Consider the following 22,333-nt stretch of genomic DNA (forward strand, 5'->3'; position numbering starts at 1 on the left):
GTCTTTGTGATACACTAACATACATAAATCATTGCCGATTTTTCCTGATCGATACGATTTTGAAGTGGCAACAGATAAAAAAAAGCAGTTTAAAATTGTTGCTGAACTTTTAAAACAAGCAAATACAATCATTGTCGCAACAGATAGCGACAGAGAAGGCGAAAACATTGCCTGGTCGATCATTCATAAAGCAAATGCCTTTTCTAAAGATAAAACGTATAAAAGACTATGGATCAATAGTTTAGAAAAAGATGTGATCCGTAGCGGTTTTCAAAATTTGCAACCAGGAATGAATTACTATCCCTTTTATCAAGAAGCGCAAACACGCCAAATTGCCGATTGGTTGATCGGCATGAATGCAAGCCCTTTGTATACGTTAAATTTACAGCAGAAGGGCGTACAAGGTACATTTTCACTAGGACGTGTTCAAACGCCCACCTTATATCTTATTTTTCAGCGCCAGGAAGCCATAGAAAACTTTAGAAAAGAACCTTTTTTCGAGGTGGAAGCTAGTATAAAAGTAAACCAAGGGTCATTTAAGGGCGTTATAAGCCCCACACAGCGCTTTAAAACCCAAGAGGAGCTTTTAGCTTTTGTTTCTTCTGAACAAGCTAAAATAGGCAATCAAGAGGGGATAATTGCTGATGTTCAAACCAAAGAGAAGAAAACGAATAGTCCGAGTTTGTTTTCTTTAAGTAGTTTGCAATCAAAAGTTAATCAGCTTTATAAAGCGACAGCGAGCCAAACTTTAAAAGCTATGCAAGGACTGTATGAAGCAAAATTATTGAGTTATCCAAGAACAGATACACCATTTATTACAGAGAACGAATTTGCTTATTTAAAAGCGAATTTTGGCAAATATAGCGGTTTTTTAGGACTTGATCTTGAAATGGTTCAAACAGAGCCTAGAAAGCGTTATGTGGACGGTAGTAAGGTACAGGAACACCACGCCATTATCCCAACAAAACAAGTACCTACCGAATCTGCATTAGCGAAAATGGACGATTTACAACGAAAAATATATGCTTTAGTCGTTAAAACGACCGTTGCCATGTTTCTACCTGATTATTTGTATGAAGAAACTAAGATACAAACCAAAGTAGCCGACTTACTTTTTCAATCAATAGGCAAGACACCAAAGCAAGAAGGTTGGAAAATTCTTTTCAAACAACAAACCAAAGAAGAAGAAGAGGACGTTCAAACGTTACCCTTGGTTATCATTGGAGAACATGCCGAGGTTGACGTTAAGAGTGCCGAAAAAGAAACACAACCACCGAAAGCTTTTACAGAGGGTACATTATTAACTGCTATGAAAACGGCGAATAAAACGGTTGATGATGAAGAAGCAATCAAGATTTTACAAGAAGTTGAGGGGATTGGAACAGAAGCGACAAGAGCAAGCATTATTGAAGCCTTGAAACAAAAAGAATATATCCAAGTGATTAAGAATAAGCTTGTTGTAACTGAAAAAGGAAAATTATTGTGCCAGGCAGTTGAAAGTCAGCACCTTTTAACGAGTGCTGAAATGACGGCTAAATGGGAAACGTATTTAAAAAAAATCGGTAAAAGAGAAGGCAATCAAGAGAACTTTATTACGAATATCAAAAAATTCATTGTTCATTTACTGGAAGCTGTACCTAACGATATAGAAAAACTAAATTTTTCTGATTACCAGGAACAGAAAGAAAAAGAAGCAGAAAAAAGTATTGTAGGAAAATGTCCTAAGTGTGGCAACAATATTGTATTAAAAAAATCGTTTTATGGTTGTTCAAATTATCCTGAATGTAAGTTTACTTTAGCTGAACATTTTAGAAAGAAAAAACTCACCAAAACAAATGTAAAAGAATTACTAGAGGGAAAAGAAACCCTGGTAAAAGGAATCAAAACGAAAGATAGAAAGTCCTACAATGCCGTTGTAAAAATCGGAGAAAAGGGATATATTGATTTTATATCTTTCTCAAAATAAACATAAAAGCCCTTTAAAGAGGGCTTTTATATATTAATCACAAATCACTTATCACAAATCACAAGTGATTTGTGATTGTTGATGATAAAATAAGAATAAGAAGAAATAGAAAGAAGTGAGTGATTGTGGGAAATTTAGGCGCACAAAAAGAAAAACGAAATGATACACCAATCAGTGCAAAAAAAGATATAATGGGAGATAAGACGGTTCGTGTTCGTGCTGACTTGCACCATATCATAAAAATCGAAACAGCAAAGAATGGCGGAAACGTAAAAGAAGTTATGGAAATAAGACTTAGAAGCAAACTTAAGAGTGTGTTGATAGTGCAGTATCTTAAAATTTTGTATAATAGGAATTGAAGTTAAATTAGATGCTAAAAATTTGTAATTAAGAAGGAGTGATTACATGAACAAAAATATAAAATATTCTCAAAACTTTTTAACGAGTGAAAAAGTACTCAACCAAATAATAAAACAATTGAATTTAAAAGAAACCGATACCGTTTACGAAATTGGAACAGGTAAAGGGCATTTAACGACGAAACTGGCTAAAATAAGTAAACAGGTAACGTCTATTGAATTAGACAGTCATCTATTCAACTTATCGTCAGAAAAATTAAAACTGAATACTCGTGTCACTTTAATTCACCAAGATATTCTACAGTTTCAATTCCCTAACAAACAGAGGTATAAAATTGTTGGGAGTATTCCTTACCATTTAAGCACACAAATTATTAAAAAAGTGGTTTTTGAAAGCCATGCGTCTGACATCTATCTGATTGTTGAAGAAGGATTCTACAAGCGTACCTTGGATATTCACCGAACACTAGGGTTGCTCTTGCACACTCAAGTCTCGATTCAGCAATTGCTTAAGCTGCCAGCGGAATGCTTTCATCCTAAACCAAAAGTAAACAGTGTCTTAATAAAACTTACCCGCCATACCACAGATGTTCCAGATAAATATTGGAAGCTATATACGTACTTTGTTTCAAAATGGGTCAATCGAGAATATCGTCAACTGTTTACTAAAAATCAGTTTCATCAAGCAATGAAACACGCCAAAGTAAACAATTTAAGTACCGTTACTTATGAGCAAGTATTGTCTATTTTTAATAGTTATCTATTATTTAACGGGAGGAAATAATTCTATGAGTCGCTTTTGTAAATTTGGAAAGTTACACGTTACTAAAGGGAATGTAGATAAATTATTAGGTATACTACTGACAGCTTCCAAGGAGCTAAAGAGGTCCCTAGCGCCTACGGGGAATTTGTATCGATAAGGGGTACAAATTCCCACTAAGCGCTCGGGACCCCTTGTAGGAAAATGTCCTAAGTGTGGCAACAATATTGTATTAAAAAAATCGTTTTATGGTTGTTCAAATTATCCTGAATGTACCTTCACTTTAGCTGAACATTTTAGAAAGAAAAAACTCACCAAAACAAATGTAAAAGAATTACTAGAGGGAAAAGAAACCCTGGTAAAAGGAATCAAAACGAAAGATAGAAAGTCCTACAATGCCGTTGTAAAAATCGGAGAAAAGGGATATATTGATTTTATCTCTTTTTCAAAATAAGCATAAAAGCCCTTTAAAGAGGGCTTTTATATATTAATCACAAATCACTTATCACAAATCACAAGTGATTAATCACAAATCACTTGTGATTTGTGATTCCTAATGATACAATATTACTATACAAAAAAAGAATGGGGCGTAGTTATGGAGAAGGAAGAACTCAAAATACTTGAAGAATTAAGACGTATTTTAAACAGTAAAAATGAAGCGATTGTTATCTTAAACAATTATTTTAAAGGTGGTGTTGGAAAGTCAAAATTATCGACTATGTTTGCTTACTTGACAGACAAATTTAATTTAAAAGTTTTAATGATCGATAAGGACTTACAAGCAACATTGACAAAAGACTTAGCAAAAACATTTAAGGTAGAATTGCCACGTGTTAATTTTTATGAAGGACTGAAAAATGGAAACTTGGCTTCTTCTATTGTTCATTTGACTGATAATTTAGACTTGATCCCTGGCACGTTTGATTTGATGTTACTGCCAAAATTAACTCGCTCATGGACTTTTGAAAATGAAAGTAGATTGCTTGCTACTCTTTTAGCACCTTTAAAAAGTGACTATGATCTCATTATTATTGATACTGTACCAACGCCAAGCGTTTATACAAATAATGCAATCGTGGCAAGTGATTACGTCATGATCCCTTTACAAGCAGAAGAAGAAAGTACAAACAACATTCAAAACTATATTTCCTATTTGATTGATTTACAAGAACAGTTTAACCCTGGACTAGATATGATCGGTTTTGTTCCTTATTTAGTTGATACGGACAGCACAACGATAAAATCAAACCTGGAAGAACTGTACAAGCAACATAAAGAAGATAACTTGGTTTTCCAAAATATTATCAAGCGAAGTAATAAAGTAAGTACCTGGTCTAAAAACGGCATTACAGAACACAAAGGCTATGACAAAAAAGTTTTATCTATGTATGAGAACGTATTTTTTGAAATGCTTGAGCGAATCATTCAATTAGAAAACGAAAAAGAATAGAATCACAAATCACAAGTGATTAATCACAAATCACTTGTGATTTGTGATTGTTGATGATAAAATAAGAGTAAGAAGAAATAGAAAGAAGTGAGTGGTTGTGGGAAATTTAGGCGCACAAAAAGCAAAACGAAATGATACACCAATCAGTGCAAAAAAAGATATTATGGGGGATAAGACGGTTCGTGTTCGTGCTGACTTGCACCATATTATAAAAATCGAAACAGCAAAGAATGGCGGAAACGTAAAAGAAGTTATGGATAAAGCCTTAGAAGAATATATTCGGAAATATTTACCTGACAAACTTTAAAAGGAGTGAAAATGAAATGGCAGTTACTTATGAAAAAACATTTGAAATAGAGATCATTAACGAATTATCGGCAAGCGTTTATAATCGAGTATTAAACTATGTTTTGAATCATGAATTAAATAAAAATGACTCTCAATTATTGGAAGTCAATTTATTAAACCAATTAAAGCTTGCAAAACGTGTAAATCTTTTTGATTATTCTTTAGAAGAATTACAAGCCGTTCATGAGTATTGGCGGTCAATGAATCGCTATTCAAAACAAGTTTTGAATAAAGAGAAAGTGGCTTAATATGGCAAATATAGTCAATTTTACTGACAAACAATTTGAAAATCGCTTAAATGATAATTTAGAAGAATTGGTTCAAGGAAAAAAAGCGGTTGAATCGCCAACCGCTTTTTTACTTGGTGGGCAACCAGGGTCAGGGAAAACGAGTTTGCGAAGAAGATGATTGAGCAGGCAGGAACAAAGTGATAAATTCAAATTGTGAGGGAAAATATAGATGAATCAAGGAAGAATTATTGTGATTACAGGCTCACCGGGGACAGGAAAAACAACAACTGCGTCAATTGTCGCAAAGGAATCAGATATGGATAAATCAGTGCATATGCACACCGATGACTTTTTTCATTACTTAAGCAAAGGCGCAATACCACCACATTTGCCAGAATCCAACAAGCAAAATCTGGTTGTCATTGAAGCCTTTTTAGAGGCTGCAAAGCGATATGCTCGTGGCGGATATGATGTAATTGTAGATGGGATTGTCGGGCCATGGTTTTTGGAGCCATGGAAAGCTCTTGCCCAAGAAGATTACGAGGTACACTATATTGTATTAAGAGCGAGTAAAAAAGAAACTATGAAGCGAGCTGTGGAACGCTCAAAATTAGATAGAAAAACAAATATTGAATTAGTGGAAACAATGTGGGAGCAATTTTCCGGTTTGGGAGTATATGAATCAAATGTCATAGACACAACTACATTCACAATTAAAGATACGGTTTCCGCAATAAAAGAAAGAGTTGCATGTGGGACGTCTTTACTATCTTAGACATTCCCATTTGTCAGGAAGATAGCAAAGCCAGCCGAGCCAGTCAACGGTCAAGATGAACGGCGCATTGAAGTGCTCCCCAAAAGTTGGACAAAAGTTATGCGGCAAAGCCATTTTGAATTCTGTATTGGACAGGACTTAACCCATTCAATTTTTCTTTGATTCGGTTATGGTTATAGTATTCAAGATAAGCGATCAGTTCCTGGCAGAACTCGTCTAATGATTGGAACGTCCGCAGGTATAGCAGTTCCGATTTTAACAGTCCGAAGAAGTTTTCCATAACCGCATTGTCCAGACAGTTTCCCTTTCTGGACATACTTTGCCGAATGCCTTTTTCTAACAGTCTTTTTTGATACCTGACGTTCTGATATTGCCAGCCCTGATCCGAATGAAGGATCAGCCCGCTGCTGTCCGGGAGCCGGGAGAATGCTTTATCCAGCATCTCATCCACCTGGCGGTAATTAGCCCGTTCACTGATGGCATAGCTGATGATCTCACCATTATACAGGTCAAGCACAGGAGAAAGATAAAGTTTGTTTCCAAACAGGGAAAACTCAGTCACATCAGTTACCCATTTCTGATTCGGCCTTTCCGCATGGAAATCTCTAGCCAGTAGATTTGGTGCAATCTTGCCGACTTCTCCACGGTAAGAACGATACTTTTTCATTCGTACCATACATTTTAGGCCTGACTCCTTCATCAGCTTTTGTACCGTCTTGTGGTTCAGACAAAAGCCTCTGTTGCGTAATTCCATACCAATCCGCCGATACCCGTACCGGCCTTGATTCTCCTGATAAATTGCTATGATTTCCGCCCTTTCTTTTGCGTATTTATCCACAGCATTGGCTTTCCGGGAATGATAGTAGTATGTACTTCGGGGAATGCCGGCCAGTTTAAGTAATGCTGCCAGAGGATAATCACGCCTTAATTCTGTAACAGCAGCCACAACATCGCTTATTCGGGTTCTTCCCGCTTCTGAATTAAGGCGTTTAATTTTTTTAGGTAATCATTCTCCATTCTCAACCGGTAATTTTCTTCTGACAGCCGCTTGTTTTCCTGTTGCAGCTCCGACTGTTCCTGCTTCTTTTGTCGTTTTTCGCTACCTTTTGTCGCCTGCTTTTTCATAAGTCCCCGTGCACCTTCCTTTTGGAATTTCTTCTCCCACCGGCACACTGTTACAACATCAAGGCAAAAGTGCATAGCTGTCTGTGTACAGGATAAGTGATGTTCCTGCTTGTATTGTAACACTTTTAGGCGAAACTCGCCATCAAAGCCTTTTTGTCGGCCAACCAGATTTCTGCTTAGAAGTCCTTTTGCACCATGCAGCTTATACAAGTTTACCCATTTTTCAATCGGCGTACAGGATACGCAAAATTTCTCGGATGCCTCTTTGCGTGTATGCCCTTCCAGTACATACTGAACAACTGCTAATTTTAATTCCTCACTGAACAATTCTTTTCCCATAGATTTCTGCACCCCTTTCGTTGACTTTCTTGTCCAACTTTTGGGGTGCAGTTCACATTTCATGCGCCGCCGTTGACAGTCACGCCCGTCTTTGCTAAAAAGTAATCAAGGCGGGAAAGCCCTAAAATGGCTTCCCGCCCATTTCAATTTTTAGAAAAGAAACGCTCCAAAATCAGAAAGAGAGCGGCCAAGCACTTTGAGGGATTGGCCGCCTTGTCCACCCATTCAGCGGGACAGCGGGCGGAGGTCAAGGCCGGGTGTAAACCCGTTCATTTCAGCCTTGACGGTTGCCCGCTGTCCTGCTACTTTTCCGGGAGTGTGGCCACAACTTCGGGACACTTTGTCCACAAGTCGGAGCGTAGGACGAGGGACGGGGGCTTTCATATACCTGCCGCCGTTCTCTGAAAACAGCCCGATTTTTCGCTCATTCCCATTCGCAAAAATTCAGCCTGTTTTCCTGCCGGAGCAAACAGGGCGCATGAAGCACCGCACCCCGTTTTCCACGCCAGCCACGCCAGCAGGTATAACACACTACACTTTGCTTCGCAAAGTCGTGTGCCAAATGGGGGCTTTGCCCCCTTTGGAAACCCCCACAAGAAAAGGCGGTACGCTACCCCTCCACGGGGCGCATACCGCCTTTTCTTGTTATCCAGCCCTCCGGCTGTATCGGTTGAGCAAAAGTCAGCATGGGATTGGTGTGGTATCTTTAATTATGTGAAACTCCGCTTTCCCATTTTGAAATGGCTGTTCTTGATACATATAATTGCTCCGCAAGTTGTTCCTGCGTTAAGTTCTTTCCAGTCCTAAGCTGTTGTAGCTTTTCATTAAATTCCATGATTCTCCTCCTGTTTGTTCCTTGTTTTCATACGTCCATCAACGGGTTTTTCTGCATCTTTTGGTATCATCCATGCACGACCAAATTTTTCAGTTCCGTCAATGCGATTTTCCTCACATAATTTTTGTATCCGTCTTTCCGATATGCCCCATTTTTCAGAAGCGGCTTTCACAGAAATGTAATTCATAATATCAACTTCCTTTCGCAAAGAGTATATAATTATTATATACGGAATGACGAATAATAGCAAGTTTCTCTCCACTAATACGAAATTATACACTACTAAACATAAAATCATACTTCGTTCAAATATCATCACCCGAAATGTACAATGATATAGGATGATATTAAAATGTACCAAGATGAAAGAAAACTTGATTTTAAGCCGTTAGGTATAGCGATAAAAAAAGCTCGGGAAGCAAAAGGGTGGACACAGGAATATCTTGCCCAACTGGTAGACCTTACGCCACGCTCTATTATGTATATAGAGAACAGGGGGCAGCACCCAAGGCTTAACAAATTTTATCTCATTACTACCTTGCTTGACATCTCTGTAGACCAGTTCTTTTTTCCATGCAATGAAGATGGCGACAACAATCGCCGCAAACAAGTTGATGTACTGTTGAATGATATGGAAGAAAAGGAGCTTATCGTGATGGAAGCTACGGCTCAAGGCTTGAAAAAGGCAAGAGAAACTGCGGAATAATTAACGCTGTTTTCGTAAGCCAAGCCAACTGAAAAAAGTGCGACACCTACACAGGCTATCGCACTTTTTAGGTTATTTTTTTATTCTCCACACAAATCATAAAGCTGTTCACATCGGTTTTGAATATCTAAGATTTCTGTTTCGGTTAAACTCCTGCGGTTATGAGTAAGTTGTTGCTCTAAAAAATCACGATAGCCATCAAGTAAGGCATCCCGTAAAAGCTCGGGGGCTTTGCAATGTTCCACACCAAACCATTGCTCATCTTTTTCATCCCAAATCATAACGGTGTATCCTCGCTTAGTGTTCACCACCTCCAAAACACTATCTTTATTTAGGTAATCGTTGAATACTTCTAAAACCTTTTCAAAGGTCATCATTTTATCAGCCCTTTCATATTTTAGGTGCTTATATGTAAGTAGTTTATATACTTATTACGACTATGATAATAAAAGTAAATCATCGTGTAAAGGATACGGATATTGTTTGCGAACAAAAGTGGCAAGCAATGCCGGTGTTAATACACTCGGCCCACAGAGGGAAAAATCCTGACGTGATTTCCCCCTCTGCTTTGCTTGTTGAGGGCAGCGCCCCCAAGCCCCTTTGAACGCAGAATTTCATTCTGCGGCTACGCGTCCGATGGACGCTTATGACCATGACCGGCTTACCGCTGGCCGTGGTCTTTTTCTTGTTCTTTTTTCTGTTCCTCATCCATTTTCAGCAGCCGATCCACATTGGCCTTTGCCGTCAAAAGTTCCCGCATTTCCTCACGGGAACGCCGGTACTCGGCGTAGGTTTTCTTCTTTTCCTCCAGCAGTTTGGCATACTCAGATTGCAGGTCTTTGACCTTGGGCAGCTTCTTCACTCCCATCTCATCAAAGGCATTTTTTGCCGCCTGATGGAGCAGAATTTCTTGCTCATGTTCCTCCCGAAATTTTCGGGAATAACCGGCCTTGCGATAGGCAACATAGGTCTCGCGGGTCTTGGCATAATTAACGATATGGGTACGCAGGACGGCGATCTCTGCCATGCGTTTCTCCGTCGCCTTAATCTGCGCTGACAGCTCATTGTGATGGGCGGTAGCCGCCACCGCTTTTTCTTCCAGCTCTGTATAGTCCAGTAGGTGATGTTCGGTAAGAAAATTCACGGTCTGCGCCATCTGTTTTAAGTTAAAAACCTTGGCCCAGCGTGCATATCCAGCACCTTTCCCGGCCTGCAATTTTGCCTGAATATCCACCAGCAAATTGACCTTGGGTGGCTCCGGCTGCACGGTGGATTTCTTGCGGGGCGTGTGCTGCTTTTCTCCAGCCAGCACCGCACGGATTTCTGTTTCGCTGTACCCGGCTCCCAGCTTGTCATCCATACGGGCTACATTCTTCCAGCCGGGAGCTTTAAGGCGGATTGCTTTCCCGCGCCGAGATACCTCGCAGCCCATCTCGGAAAGCAGTTGCAGAAGTGTGTCAAAGTCTGCTGGCTTTTGCTCCAGCGCCCGGTCAATCATCACCCGTAGCTGTTCCCGATGGGAGGGCTTGGCTTGTTCGCCCAGCCACTTGTTGTAGCTTTTTCCGTGGGGCTTGGGGTTCTCCACAATGGATAGTCCGTTCTCGATACAAATGGTGTCACTTAAACGTCGAACAGCTCTGGTGCTTCCCCAAAAGTTACGGAACTTCCGGTCACAATCCATATTGACCGCCGACCAGATGATGTGATTATGAATATGCGATTTGTCGATGTGGGTGCAGACCACAAAGGAATGATTGCCTTTGGTGAACCGCCTGGCAAATTCTATGCCCAGCCGGTTGGCTTCCTCCGGTGTGATCTCTCCGGGCCTGAACGACTGGCGCACATGGTAGGCGATCACATCATCTGTACCGCGCACTCGTCCGGTGGCGGCAATATACTGCCGCTTTGCCAACAGAAACTCTGCATCAGCAGTGCGGCTGTCACATCCATAGCTGGTAATCAATTTTCCGTTGTCGGTCTTTTGGGGATTTGCCACATAGTCAATAATATCGCTGATGGCACGGCTCTCAGTCCGACCCTTGCCGATATGCAGCGGCATGATGCGTGTGGTTGCCATAAGGGAGACCTCCTTTCCAAAAAAGAAACGGCCTGCATGGTGCAGACCGCTTTTGTTATTCTATTAAATCGTCCTCATCGAGAAAATCAAAATTGTCCTCGATGTCCTCTAACCGCTTCGGAGGAAACCTCATCTCGTATTGTTCTTTTGCCAGCGCACGAACTTCCCGGCGCTTATCTTTCATTCGGTTCTTCAGCCAGGAAATCTGCTCCTTTGATAATCTCCATGGGAGATTCAGCAAGCGGTTTATTGTCATTTGCTCCGCTTGCTTCTCCGGCGGCAAAGAAGCACAGGATTTACAGACGTGCGCCGCATGACCTTTGCCGGAAAATTTTTCATTAGCCTTATATTCTCCGCAGACTTTACAATAATGGCCGTGCTTCTTCATAGGCTCGATTCCTTTTCACTGAGAGCGTATAAACTGCGCACCGCCCCCATGATGATGTTCCACTCCAGATCTGCCGCATAGGAAAATTTTTTGCGGTACGATTCCCAAAGTTTCTGCATAACCGAGCTGTTCTCCACTTCCTCAAAAACTTCGGCAGCTTCTGCAAGATGTCGTTCTGTCCCGCGTTTGTGAGCAGTGGCCCGCAGCGCATCATGGAGAATCTGAGGGTCCAATGTATTCCCATGCAGCTGTTCCAGAATATAAATGTCATAGAAATCTCTCATGCGGGTGTTGGTGGTAGTTCTGGTAATGATCGTTTCCAGCTTTTCGGCCAGAACCGTTTCCAGATTGTACGCCCAAATATCAATGGAGCGATCTTCCAGCATCAGCTTGAAAGAGTAGCGGATCTCCCTGGGGGTAATGGCATCCCCTGTGGAAATGTCAATCTTCAAAGGCGTCACCACACCGTCAAAGGTTGTAGTCATATTTACGCGAATCCCCGGATATTCCGCCTCATCCATAATCTCCGAAATACTTTTCAGCTGGAATTTGACGCCATCATCAAGCGGGACACTCACAATAGCGGAAATCAAATTCTCTATGTCCTCCACATTGACATTGGCTCCTTTTACAGTAGCGTCCAAATCCATCGTGGAACGGGCATCCAGACCAACCATAGCCGCTACCAGCATACCGCCTTTCAGAATAAATTTGTCACGATATTCAGAAAGGGAGATACGCTCCAGAAAACGCTCCATCATGTAGTTCCGCATCAAGAGCTGGGCGTCCGCAGATTTTTTTCTGGAAAGATTGCGGATCAGATCCTTCAACTGCCTTGCTGTTTTTATCATAAAAGCACCTCCAAATACTGCCGCAGAATTTTTTCTACCCGGAACATACCGGCATACCGCATCAATGTCCGCAGGTCTTTGTCTTTTCTTCTGGCATACATCTTTAATGCCCCTTGAAAAGTCTGCATCTCCATGTTGTTCCTGCTGCGGAGCAGGTCGCAGATGGTGCGCTCCAGGTCATAGACAGGAACTGTATGCCCAAATGGTGTCTGAGCCGTTGTCAGGCCCACCCCATGCAGTTCCGCCTTAATGGTGAATACCTGTACGCCCTCTGCTTTCAGCTTGGAGGGATTATATCCGGTCTTGACTGTGACCGTATATTCCAGCGGCTCGCGGTCTGTCAGATCGTGAAAAAATAAAGCTGTCTCATGGGAAAACACTGCCTGTTCGACCCGCAGATGAAGTAAGTACATGGCATCGACCCAGGCATCCTTGGAAAGATAAATTCCATGCGCGACCCGCTCCAATTCCCGTGAGTGCACATAATCATAAAAAACAGGCTTAGAAATACCAGCAGATACTACTTGAGCTGTTCGCAGCATCCCATCCTGTGTTTCCAGCAGCTGATCCAGCTGTTCAAATTGTCCCACCGTACCACTTCCTTTCACACTAATATTATAAGCAATATTAGTTCAAAAGTAAAGTGATGAAAATTCGGCATAATTTTACCGACAGCTTAACGTTCAACAGTTTTGGAAATATGAAGTGGCAGCAAAATAGACAACCTCAGCTGCCCATTTCATCACGATATGAAATAATCTGCTTCTTTTTCTGTTTGGCACACCGTAACGTTGTGGCTGCTCCGCCCCAATCATGGAGAACATAGGCCACCACTACATCGGCGGACTCTACCATCCAGCGATTTCTATGAGAAATCGAAAAACGGCGCGGTACGTTTTCCAGCGGTGGATACACGGTACTGTCATAGCCAGAAACATCCCGGCCAGTGTTCAAATATGCCAATACAAGAACCAGCTCGATTTGCGGATACTTTTTCTTTTGTTCCCGTAAAATAGACGCTGCTAAACTGTCGAACTCTCCATATCCTCCAAGATAAAAAGTTGTTGCTCCTTGCTCAATTAGGTCTTGTGTTACATTGCGAAGCCAATTCGCAATATTGTCTGCCTTTGTGATTTGCGAATGGCCACAAAAAGTTACGTTCATACGATGGCACCCCTATTACCATCATACTGCAAATAGCTCTATTAGTACAGGTACAGGGACCAATTTTAGCAAAACTGCCCATATACTAAATATAGTACAGTCACAGGGGCGGTGTATAGAATGAAGCTAAACGAGGCGGTAAGCAAACGTCTGTTAGAATTACTAGATGAAAGAAAAATGACACAATATCAACTGTATATGAAAAGCGGTGTTCCCAAGTCTACGATTGGAAATGTCATCAACTGCTCGTATGATTCGGTTAAGCTACGGATCATTCATGAGATGTGCCAAGGAATGGGGATTGGGATAGATACCTTTTTTGCATCGCCGCTTTTTCAAGAAGATAACCTAGAACCATAAAACCTCCGACGAAATTCGTCGGAGGTTTTCATATTATCCATAAACCAAATCTTGAATGATAAACTTCAAGTCCTGTACCTTGCCCAGTAGCCAGATTGCAGCCATTGGCAAACCATAGGGACTAATGAGAAATGCTATCACCAGCAGGATAATGCCGTTTTGCAAGGAGTAAGTAATCAGAACTGCCACACCCAGCAGGGCAACCACCATGCTGATAAGCCCCAGCACCAAACCGGAGACATAGACAATCCCCACACAAATCCAGACGAACAGGGTCAGCGACAGAATCACCGGAGCCATTAAAATCTTCAACGGCAGTTTCAGAATGAACCAGATCGCCCTCATTTTTCTTCCTCCTTCCATCGTTCCCGAAAGCTCTGACAGAGAATTTCTGCCTGTCTTTCATCTTCTTCCGTCACTTCTCGGCATCCTTTGGTTAGCCGCAGTTCCTCATAGCTGCGATAATCAGATAACAGCACCTCGAATAGTTCGTCCGGTGTCCGGCTGAGAAGTCCATCCACACAGTAGCGGGAATCTCCATTCCATGTGACGCGGAGATAACCTTCTCGACAAGGGAGGACTTCTTCCTCTAGATCACAGTCCAAATACTCACGAAAAATCTCCAACACCTTCTCAAAGGTTTTCATCTATTCTCAACTCCTTTGCGGCAATCTGTTTTCTACCCATATTATCCTTCCAACATTTCAAAAAGACAAGGATATGGGCAAAAGAAAAAACGGAGGAAGGCGCGGCGAAAAGAACGCCGTTCCTCCCTCCGCAGTTGGGGCATATATCCCTGTTACGAAAGCCTGGAAAGCTGGGTTAGGATTTCTTTCACGCCCTCCCATAACTGCTCCTGCCGTTGGGCTATATCCTCCAGGTCAGCATCATAAATCCGCCCCGTTTCATGTACCCGTCGGGTGAGCTGGTTCAGGTTATTGCTGCTTCGGCGCAACAGGGATACCAGTTCCTTCAGCTCCGGCAAGTCCAGCTGTACCACATAGCCGTCCACAGCCATCTTCCGCAGATAGGCGCTCAGGTTTTTTGTTCCGAACTGTGCCATTTTCTGCTGGATCGCTTCCATCTCCGCATCGGAAACCCAAAACAGGACCGGCACATCCCGTTTACGCTTTTTGGCGCTCATCGTTCCGGCTCCTGTTTCTTCGATAAAGCAGGCTTGTGGGTGGTAGGCTCCTGTTTGAGCTTTTGCAAGACAGAGCCTTTCTCCGGTTCCTGAAGCGTTTTTCGTGCCTGCCGTGTAAACAGATCGGTCAGACCAAGATTGACCTCATCCACAACCAGATAAGCACAGTGGCGCGAAGTGCCGCTGTCCTCCGGCATGGGAATGGTCTTTGCCCAGGCTTTGTTGTCACGGGAAACGCGACCGTCGCTGTCCTTATGCTGGATGGTGTTGGCAAGGATGAACTGTACTCGTTCCGACCCGAACTTTTCCAGCACCGCCTTAACCGCAGACTCCGTATCCAGTCGGTTATCCGCATAGTGGGCGCTGATGGCGTGTTCAATGGCCTCTTTACAGTCAAAGTTTGCCTGATAAGAGCGGTTATATTGTGCCATCTCCCCATGCTGGGACGCATAGGCGGCAGAATGGAGATAGAGAGGGATGGACCGCTGTTCTTCCAAAACCTTACACACATCATCCGCTCGGTTTTCAATGCTGTCCCGGATCACATCCATGTAGCCGGTCTCCAGCTTCTCAAAGTGACGGTACACATCGGCCAGCGGTGTAGGCGAATCCAAAAGCGCCTGGGCCTGGGCATCGGTCAGCTCCAAGTCCTCCATCGCCATCACAATGTCCTCCCGGACGGTGTACTCATAGGTATGGTGCAGGATTTCCTCCGGGGGCTGGCTTTTCAGCCAGTCCCGGTATTTGTCCTGTTCAGCGGCCATCTTCTCATAAAGGGCCGTATTCAGATCGTTGGTATTCATGTTATCGCACCTCCTCATGTTGTTTCGGTTTCTTTTCAGGGCTACGGGGTGGCACCGGGCGCTTCAAGCTGTCCAGCACCGAAGGCCGTGCGCTCTTGGCAACCACAGTTTCCGGCTGGGCATGGCCCTTGCCGTCAATGTTCAGCAGCGTGTCCAGTTCCACCAGACGGGCGGACTTGACTCGCAGATCATCCTCAAAGGGAAACGGCTTTCCGATTTCCTCTTTGGCTGCGGCCTGCTGTTGGTAAAGGTTGTCCAGCTGGTTTTTCACGGCTTCCAAACGCTGAGGCATTTGAGCCAGTGCATTGTCGATACGGGTGAGGTTTCCGCGCGGGTCTGTGCCGAGGCTTGCCCGGTGGGTCATCTGGCCTTTCAACAGGAGCGTATATTCCTGTTTCCAAGCGGAAAACTCCACGGACATAGTAAAGCCCCGATAGCTGCCGATCTGCACCGGTTCGGAGCCTTTGACCTCCTTACAGGCGTCTAGCAAGGCTGCACCGGCGTTTTCTTTGTCAGTCAGCACATCGCCCCGGATCTCCATTCCAGCAAAGCCATCCTCCGGGTGAGGATGGGCGGCCAGGGTCTCCAGATCCGCTTCAAAGCCTTTAATAAACCCCTTGTTAGTTTCGATTTCCTGGGGGAAGTATTTGAGCAACTGATCCTCCAGGCGGTACTGCTTGCTCTGATGGTCAGCTTTCATCAGCTTCAGACGCGCAACCTCCACATCCAAATCCATGCGCTCCTTGATACGGGGGTCTCCGGCGCACAGGGCCTTGATCTCGGCAAAGGACAGCGCCGTTTCGTCCACATCATCGCAGGAGCGGACCGGGCTTTTGCTGGTCATGATTTGCGAAATGAATTTCTGTTTGTTCTCCACCGTCTGCCACAGGTAGGCATCGAAAGTTCCCTCGGTAACATAGCGGTACACATGGACCAGCGGATTCTGGTTGCCCTGGCGCTCGATACGGCCCTTGCGCTGGGCAAGGTCTCCCGGACGCCACGGACAATCCAGGTCATGGAGCGCCACAAGCCGGTCCTGCACATTGGTGCCAGCGCCCATTTTGGAGGTGCTGCCCAGCAGGACGCGCACCTGCCCAGTGCGAACCTTGGAAAACAGTTCTTTCTTCTGCACCTCGGTCTTGGCTTCGTGGATAAAAGCAATCTGCTCGGCGGGCATTCCCTGGGCGATGAGCTTCTGGCGGATGTCCTCATAGATGGTAAAGGCAGGCTCAGGCTCATCCAACGGCACAGCCTGTTCCAGCGCATGAAGTGTGGGATTATCCAGCTGTTTGGCTGCCTTTTTGGAGGGGGCTGCCTGGGGCGTGGAAATGTCGCAGAATACCAGCTGGGTCAGCTTGTCAGCCTCGCCGTCCCGCCAGATCTGCATGATATTACCCACACACTGATTGACCTTGGTGCCGGGTTCATCCGGCAGCAGCTGGTTGATGATACGCTGGTCCAGACCCAGCTTGCGGCCATCGCCGGTAATCTTGAGCATATTGTCCTCTGAGGGGTCAACGCTGCCGCTGTGTACCCTGGAGGCGCGCTCGGAGAGAACCTGCACCATCTCTTTTTGGTGTTCAGTAGGCTGGGCCACGATGTTGTGGTATTCCACCTCCGGGGTGGGCAAGTTCAGCTGATCGGCGGTTTTGATGTCGGCAACTTCACGGAACAAGTTCATCAGCTCCGGGAGGTTGAAAAACTTGCTGAATCTCGTTCTTGCCCGGTAGCCGGTGCCTTCCGGTGCCAGCTCCAGCGCCGTGACGGTTTCTCCGAAGCGGCTGGCCCAGCAGTCGAAGTGGGTCATGTTCAGCTCTTGCAGGCGGTCATACTGGAGATACCGCTGCATGGTGTAAAGTTCGGTCATGCTGTTCGATACGGGGGTGCCAGTGGCGAAAATCACACCACGGTTTCCGGTCAGTTCATCCATATAGCGACACTTTGCAAACATATCGCTGGACTTTTGGGCATCGCTTGTGGAGAGACCTGCCACATTCCGCATCTTGGTGTATAAAAACAGGTTTTTATAGTTATGCGCCTCATCGACGAACAGGCGGTCCACACCCAACTGCTCGAATGTTACCACATCGTCCTTGCGGCTCTCGGCCTGCAATTTCTCCAGCCGGGCTTCCAGGGACTTCTTGGTGCGTTCCAACTGCTTGACCGTGAAACGCTCACCGCCGCTGTACTTCACCTCGGCAATGCCCTCGGTGATCTCGTCGATCTGCTCCTGAAGGAGCCGTTCCTGACGCTCTCGGCTGATGGGGATTTTCTCAAACTGGCTGTGTCCCATGATGATGGCGTCATAATCGCCGGTGGCAATGCGGGCGCAGAACTTCTTGCGGTTGTGGGTCTCAAAGTCCTTTTTGGTGGTGACAAGAATGTTGGCGGAAGGATAGAGCCGCAGAAACTCCGACGCCCATTGTTCGGTCAGATGGTTCGGCACCACAAAGAGGGATTTCTGACACAAGCCCAGGCGCTTACTCTCCATGGCGGCAGCCACCATTTCAAAGGTTTTGCCAGCGCCTACCTCGTGTGCCAGCAGCGTATTGCCGCCGTACAGCACATGAGCGATAGCGTTTTTCTGGTGTTCCCGCAAGGTGATGGCCGGGTTCATACCACCGAAAGTAATGTGTCCGCCGTCGTATTCACGGGGACGGGTGGAGTTCATTTCCTCATTGTACTGGCGGACCAGAGCTTGGCGGCGGTCCGGGTCTTTCCAAATCCAGTCTTTGAAAGCGTCCCGGATCGCTTGCTGCTTTTGGGCGGCCAGGGTGGTCTCTTTGGCATTCAACACCCGGCGCTCTTTGCCGTCTGCATCCTCTATGGTGTCGTAGATACGGACATCCCGCAGGTTCAGGCTGTCCTCCAGAATCTTGTAGGCATTGGCACGGCTGGTTCCGTAGGTGGTATAGGCTGCCACATTGTTCTGGCTTACAGAGCTTTTGCCGGTGATCTGCCACTCAGCGGTGAAAGAAGAATAGTTGACCTCGATATTGCGCTGGAGATAAAACGGCGTGTCGAAGGTCTCATACATAAACTGCTGGATGTACTCTTTGTCGATCCAGGTAGCGCCCAGGCGCACCTCAATCTCCGACGCATCCAGGTCTTTGGGCTGGGCAGCGGTAAGGGCCTCCACATTGACTGCAAAGGAAGGGTCCTGCTGTGCGGCCCGCTGTGCCTGACGCAGCTTGCGCCGCACATTGCCGGACAGGTATTCGTCGGCTGTTACATAATGGGGAGTGCCGTCTTTCTCCAACTGCCCAGGTACACGGAAGATCACGCCTTTTAGCTCGGCGGCCAGTTCGTCGCCGGTCTTGCCGGTCAACTCCGCCATATACGCCATATCGACAAAGGCTTTTTCGGAAATTGATACGGCCAGAGCTTCACTTGCGGTATCCACAGTGTCCACCGCCTTGTGGGGCTTGATGGTGCGCTTGGTGAACATATCCGCCTTGCGCTCCAGCTTGCCGTCCTCGTCAATGACTTCCAGCGCGCAGAGCAGATAGTAGCTGGAATCATCAGCAAAGGCCAGCCGGTTCGCCCGGTCATTGATAAGACCATATTTTGCAGAGAAGCTGTCATAGAGCCGGTTCAGTTCGGCCTGTTTGTCCTGGATGGCGCTGTCCGGTGTGGCGGCGTCCATTTGCAGATCAATGAGCTGCTGGACACATTCTCGCAGACCCACCAGTCCTTTCACACGGGCTTCGGCGGTGGCATTCAGGTCAGGCCGTACCATACAGCTGTTTTCACGGTAATACACATCGCCGTCCACAACGGTGTAGGAGTAATTTTTCACATTGGGGTCAGCAGGGATAGAAGTGTCGATGGCTTCGCCCTCGCCCAGCTCCGGCAGCTCGGCCTCCTGGTAGGTGCCGCGAATGTACTTCACGGCATCATGCAGCTGATCGGCAAGCTCCAGCCCCTCGATGGGGTTCACGGTGTAGTCCATGCCGTGGGCGGTGCTTTCCGGTTCCTGTCGGCCCAGCACCATTTCCGGGTGGTCCAGGAAATAGCGGTTGATGGCAAAGCCGTCCTCGGTCTGCCCGGTCTGCGTCCACTCCGGCACGATGTCCAACGGACGGTCACGCTTTTGCAGGAAGATGATGTCCGAAACGACCTCGGCACCTGCGTTCTTTTTGAAAGCGTCATTGGGCAGACGGATGGCCCCCAGCAGTTCGGCGCGCTGAGCAAGATACCGGCGCACGGTGGAATCCTTGGCGTCCATCGTGTAGCGGCTGGTGACAAAGGCCACCACGCCACCGGGACGAACCTGATCCAGAGCCTTGGCGAAAAAGTAGTTGTGAATGCTGAAATTCAGCTTGTCATAGGCTTTATCCCGAACCTGATACTGGCCAAACGGTACATTACCCACCGCCAGATCGTAGAAATCCCGCCTGTCGGTGGTCTCAAACCCTGCCACGGTGATGTCGGCCTTGGGGTAGAGCTGCTGGGCAATACGCCCGCTGATGGAATCCAGCTCCACGCCGTAAAGACGGCTGTTTCGCATTTCCTCCGGCAGCATACCGAAGAAATTGCCTACACCACAGGACGGCTCCAGGATGTTGCCGGTCTCAAATCCCATGCGGCCCACAGCCTCGTAAATCGCTTTGATGACCGTAGGGCTGGTGTAGTGCGCGTTGAGGGTGGAACCTCTGGCAGCAGCGTATTCCTCCGGGGTCAGCAGTTCCTTCAGCTGGGCATATTCCTTGCTCCAGCTTTCCTTGTCGGGGTCAAAGGCATCGGCAAGGCCGCCCCAGCCCACATACCGAGAAAGGATTTTCTGCTGTTCCGGCGTTGCCTGCTCGGTGGTTTCCTCCAGGTATTTCAGCAGCTTGATTGCCTCGACATTGGCCTGGAACTTAGCCTTGGGGCCGCCTTCGCCCAGGTGATCGTCAGTGATACGGAAATTCTCGGCGGTGCGACGCAGATTGGCCTTGTATTCCTCATAAGAGGCTTCCTCGGCAGCTTTGACATTGGGGAAGGTCTGCCACTCGCCGTTTACCTGAATGGAAACGGGGTGTTCGTCCAGTACCTCATCCAGAGTCTTTTCCGGCTCGACAGCAGGCGTGGGCGGCTCCGGCTCATTGGTTCGCAGGGTCTGAACAACCACATCATAGGGCAGATTGTTCTTATCGCCCGGATAGACAGCCACAGTCTCGGCTTGGAAGGCCGGGGTTTCGGCAGCCGGTTCGGGGCGTTCCTGCTCAAAACCGTCCAACTGACGGGCATACATCCCGCGCAGCAAAGGCGCAACCTCGCTCCACTGGAAGAACAGCATGGCCAGACGCTTTTCATCTGCATCCAGCACTTCCAGCTCGATACCTTCCGGCATCGTGCGGTAATCGGCGGTCTCGCCGGTCTCCAGCTCCATCGTTTCCACGATGTTGGGATAGGCCCGGCTCAGCCACAAGGCTACCTCCTGGTTACTCTTGCCGTTGCGAAGAAGCTCGGAAAGCTCCGCCTTGTCCGCCTCACCAATCAGGCCATGGGCCAGCACATCCCGAAGGTCCTGGTCCACCGTATCCAGATTTGCAGGCAGGAATTCGGTATAGAAGTCGTTGCGGTTATCCTCCCGCAAAAGCTGCTCAAACCGTTCCCGGCTCTCAGCCCGGTAGATGGGATAGCTCATGCCGGTGGGCAGCAGCTGCACCGTGTCATCCCGCAGCTCTGTGATCTGATGGGGCCGGTCATCCAGATAGACAATATCACCCACATTGTAAGGAGGAACCGCTGGATCGTAGGAGGTTCGCTCCCGGAGTGTGCCACGAGCCGCAGCGTATTCCTCATCTGAAACCAGAACACGCAAATTATGGGGAGAAGGCTGTTCCGGCTCATCTGCCGGGACGCTCTCTCTGGATATGGCCTCCACATCCGCCATAACACGCTGGATGAATGGGTCATTATCCAGTTTTTCCTCATCCACCAGTTCACCATTCACAATGCCGCGCTCGGCCAAAGCCTCCCGAATGGCGATGGGGTCGATGTTGTCGAACCGGTCCTGTTCCGCTTCGGTGTAGAACCGGTCCTCCTTGATAAGCTGAGCGATCCGGCGCTGTACCTTGGGCCAGGGCAGCACCGTTCCTTCGGGGCTTTCCGGGCGAACCGAAAACGGGGTTTTGCCATCGCCGCCGTCAAACTCATGGGCCAGCCATGCAGCGGTATCTTTTTCCCGCCCATGTTTCTCCATGTAACGGACAACGGCGTGTTTACTTTCGATTTTGCCGTTCCAGTCCTGGATAGCCTTGTCGATGTCATTGTCCGTGAGAGGGTGCAGCAGCTCATGGAGCTTGGGATAGGTCTCGTCGATGATTTCTCGATGAAGGCGCTGGCGGAACTCCGGTGTGTCGGAATAGAGGCGGAGCAGCTCCATGTTGCCAGATCCCAGGACAGCACGGCGAATAGCGGCATTGCCCTCGATCACGGCGTTCTCATGGTCACTGTGACCGCAGGCATTGCGATATGGCACATCTTCCATAACAGCGGCAAGTACAATGGGCTTGTATTGCTCATGCAGTTCTCGAATCGTAGGGGCTGCGGCTGCTTCGGTCTCCTGAAATACTCTGGTCCCGTCTGCGCCAAACTCCGCTTCCTGGGCATTGATGTGCTGTTCCGCCTCATGGTCGATAGAGGGCATGGAATACTCCTGC

Annotated in this window: 22 protein-coding genes and 2 pseudogenes; 10 read left to right on the forward strand and 14 right to left on the reverse strand. The window is 46.7% G+C overall.

The window, feature by feature from the left end:
- Nucleotides 1-64: 64 nt before the first annotated feature.
- The 8 genes and pseudogenes from EFB11_RS07180 (at nucleotide 65) to EFB11_RS07225 (ending at nucleotide 5,891) form a co-directional block, all read left to right on the forward strand.
- Entirely contained in the window at nucleotides 65-1,966 is a 1,902-nt protein-coding gene (locus EFB11_RS07180; RefSeq protein ID WP_438939382.1) for a type IA DNA topoisomerase, read from the forward strand.
- Nucleotides 1,967-2,091: 125 nt separating this feature from the next.
- Nucleotides 2,092-2,325: a peptide-binding protein gene (locus EFB11_RS07185; protein ID WP_000527320.1), complete on the forward strand. Its 234-nt coding sequence runs from the start codon at nucleotides 2,092-2,094 to the stop codon at nucleotides 2,323-2,325.
- A 46-nt stretch (nucleotides 2,326-2,371) separates the two neighbouring features.
- A complete protein-coding gene (gene erm(B), locus EFB11_RS07190; RefSeq protein WP_002292226.1) occupies nucleotides 2,372-3,109 on the forward strand; it encodes a 23S rRNA (adenine(2058)-N(6))-methyltransferase Erm(B) in 738 nt (245 codons plus the stop codon).
- 145 nt (nucleotides 3,110-3,254) lie between these two features.
- Nucleotides 3,255-3,539 (forward strand): topoisomerase C-terminal repeat-containing protein, encoded by a 285-nt coding sequence (locus EFB11_RS07200; RefSeq protein WP_073459356.1) that lies wholly within the window; start codon nucleotides 3,255-3,257, stop codon nucleotides 3,537-3,539.
- Nucleotides 3,540-3,683: 144 nt separating this feature from the next.
- Nucleotides 3,684-4,538 (forward strand): ParA family protein, encoded by an 855-nt coding sequence (locus tag EFB11_RS07205; protein WP_000409924.1) that lies wholly within the window; start codon nucleotides 3,684-3,686, stop codon nucleotides 4,536-4,538.
- 97 nt (nucleotides 4,539-4,635) lie between these two features.
- Nucleotides 4,636-4,845, forward strand: a complete 210-nt coding sequence (locus EFB11_RS07210; protein ID WP_000527317.1) for a peptide-binding protein — start codon at nucleotides 4,636-4,638, stop codon at nucleotides 4,843-4,845.
- A gap of 16 nt (nucleotides 4,846-4,861) precedes the next feature.
- Nucleotides 4,862-5,134, forward strand: coding sequence for an antitoxin (locus tag EFB11_RS07215; protein ID WP_000301765.1), 273 nt, complete (start codon nucleotides 4,862-4,864; stop codon nucleotides 5,132-5,134).
- Between the two features lies 1 nt (nucleotide 5,135).
- Nucleotides 5,136-5,891: pseudogene (locus tag EFB11_RS07225) on the forward strand (zeta toxin family protein).
- Between the two features lie 97 nt (nucleotides 5,892-5,988).
- On the opposite strand, the gene EFB11_RS07230 reads toward EFB11_RS07225, so the two are convergent.
- The 3 genes and pseudogenes from EFB11_RS07230 to EFB11_RS17445 all read right to left on the reverse strand — a co-directional run bounded on the left by EFB11_RS07230 (nucleotide 5,989) and on the right by EFB11_RS17445 (nucleotide 8,377).
- Nucleotides 5,989-7,355, reverse strand: a protein-coding gene (locus tag EFB11_RS07230; protein ID WP_122789290.1) for an IS3 family transposase whose coding sequence is annotated in 2 segments (ribosomal slippage) — nucleotides 5,989-6,854 and nucleotides 6,854-7,355 — 1,368 coding nt in all. Because the reading frame shifts where the segments join, the coding sequence is not laid out codon by codon here.
- Nucleotides 7,356-8,076: 721 nt separating this feature from the next.
- Nucleotides 8,077-8,190, reverse strand: a pseudogene (locus tag EFB11_RS07245) (helix-turn-helix domain-containing protein); the annotation flags it as partial.
- Nucleotides 8,180-8,377, reverse strand: a complete 198-nt coding sequence (locus tag EFB11_RS17445) for a helix-turn-helix domain-containing protein (protein WP_009246557.1) — start codon at nucleotides 8,375-8,377, stop codon at nucleotides 8,180-8,182. The pseudogene EFB11_RS07245 and the gene EFB11_RS17445, both read right to left, overlap by 11 nt.
- 159 nt (nucleotides 8,378-8,536) lie before the next feature.
- Between EFB11_RS17445 and EFB11_RS07255 the strand changes: the two genes are divergently transcribed.
- Complete coding sequence (locus tag EFB11_RS07255; RefSeq protein ID WP_425330774.1) at nucleotides 8,537-8,896, forward strand: helix-turn-helix domain-containing protein; 360 nt, start codon at nucleotides 8,537-8,539, stop codon at nucleotides 8,894-8,896.
- Nucleotides 8,897-8,976: 80 nt separating this feature from the next.
- Here EFB11_RS07255 and EFB11_RS07260 read toward each other — a convergent pair whose 3' ends face one another.
- From EFB11_RS07260 to EFB11_RS07290, 6 genes are all read right to left on the reverse strand, one after another.
- Entirely contained in the window at nucleotides 8,977-9,273 is a 297-nt protein-coding gene (locus EFB11_RS07260; RefSeq protein WP_002576327.1) for a hypothetical protein, read from the reverse strand.
- Nucleotides 9,274-9,557: 284 nt separating this feature from the next.
- Complete coding sequence (locus EFB11_RS07270; protein ID WP_002578499.1) at nucleotides 9,558-10,973, reverse strand: relaxase/mobilization nuclease domain-containing protein; 1,416 nt, start codon at nucleotides 10,971-10,973, stop codon at nucleotides 9,558-9,560.
- A gap of 55 nt (nucleotides 10,974-11,028) precedes the next feature.
- The gene (locus EFB11_RS07275; RefSeq protein WP_002578498.1) at nucleotides 11,029-11,361 is read right to left on the reverse strand and encodes a hypothetical protein; all 333 of its coding nucleotides are present in this window, start codon (nucleotides 11,359-11,361) and stop codon (nucleotides 11,029-11,031) included.
- Nucleotides 11,358-12,212 (reverse strand): nucleotidyl transferase AbiEii/AbiGii toxin family protein, encoded by an 855-nt coding sequence (locus tag EFB11_RS07280; protein ID WP_002578497.1) that lies wholly within the window; start codon nucleotides 12,210-12,212, stop codon nucleotides 11,358-11,360. The genes EFB11_RS07275 and EFB11_RS07280 overlap by 4 nt, the downstream gene beginning before the upstream one ends.
- A complete protein-coding gene (locus EFB11_RS07285; protein WP_002578496.1) occupies nucleotides 12,209-12,802 on the reverse strand; it encodes a type IV toxin-antitoxin system AbiEi family antitoxin domain-containing protein in 594 nt (197 codons plus the stop codon). The genes EFB11_RS07280 and EFB11_RS07285 overlap by 4 nt, the downstream gene beginning before the upstream one ends.
- A gap of 136 nt (nucleotides 12,803-12,938) precedes the next feature.
- Nucleotides 12,939-13,376, reverse strand: coding sequence for a hypothetical protein (locus tag EFB11_RS07290; RefSeq protein ID WP_002578495.1), 438 nt, complete (start codon nucleotides 13,374-13,376; stop codon nucleotides 12,939-12,941).
- A gap of 120 nt (nucleotides 13,377-13,496) precedes the next feature.
- Between EFB11_RS07290 and EFB11_RS07295 the strand changes: the two genes are divergently transcribed.
- Entirely contained in the window at nucleotides 13,497-13,736 is a 240-nt protein-coding gene (locus EFB11_RS07295) for a helix-turn-helix domain-containing protein (protein ID WP_002578494.1), read from the forward strand.
- Between the two features lie 33 nt (nucleotides 13,737-13,769).
- On the opposite strand, the gene EFB11_RS07300 is transcribed toward EFB11_RS07295, so the two are convergent.
- From EFB11_RS07300 to EFB11_RS07325, 5 genes are all read right to left on the reverse strand, one after another.
- On the reverse strand, nucleotides 13,770-14,081 hold the full coding sequence (locus tag EFB11_RS07300; RefSeq protein WP_002578493.1) for a CD1845 family protein: 312 nt from the start codon (nucleotides 14,079-14,081) through the stop codon (nucleotides 13,770-13,772).
- Complete coding sequence (locus EFB11_RS07305) at nucleotides 14,078-14,383, reverse strand: hypothetical protein (protein ID WP_002578492.1); 306 nt, start codon at nucleotides 14,381-14,383, stop codon at nucleotides 14,078-14,080. The genes EFB11_RS07300 and EFB11_RS07305 overlap by 4 nt, the downstream gene beginning before the upstream one ends.
- A 152-nt stretch (nucleotides 14,384-14,535) precedes the next feature.
- On the reverse strand, nucleotides 14,536-14,880 hold the full coding sequence (locus tag EFB11_RS07315) for a plasmid mobilization protein (RefSeq protein ID WP_002578491.1): 345 nt from the start codon (nucleotides 14,878-14,880) through the stop codon (nucleotides 14,536-14,538).
- Nucleotides 14,877-15,683, reverse strand: a complete 807-nt coding sequence (locus tag EFB11_RS07320; RefSeq protein ID WP_002578490.1) for a DUF3848 domain-containing protein — start codon at nucleotides 15,681-15,683, stop codon at nucleotides 14,877-14,879. Before EFB11_RS07320 ends, EFB11_RS07315 begins: the two co-directional genes overlap by 4 nt.
- A gap of 1 nt (nucleotide 15,684) precedes the next feature.
- Nucleotides 15,685-22,056: an SNF2-related protein gene (locus EFB11_RS07325; protein WP_439777979.1), complete on the reverse strand. Its 6,372-nt coding sequence runs from the start codon at nucleotides 22,054-22,056 to the stop codon at nucleotides 15,685-15,687.
- Nucleotides 22,057-22,333: the final 277 nt, after the last annotated feature.

The sequence above is a fragment of the Intestinibacillus sp. Marseille-P6563 genome (assembly GCF_900604335.1).
Classification (GTDB): domain Bacteria; phylum Bacillota; class Clostridia; order Oscillospirales; family Butyricicoccaceae; genus Butyricicoccus_B.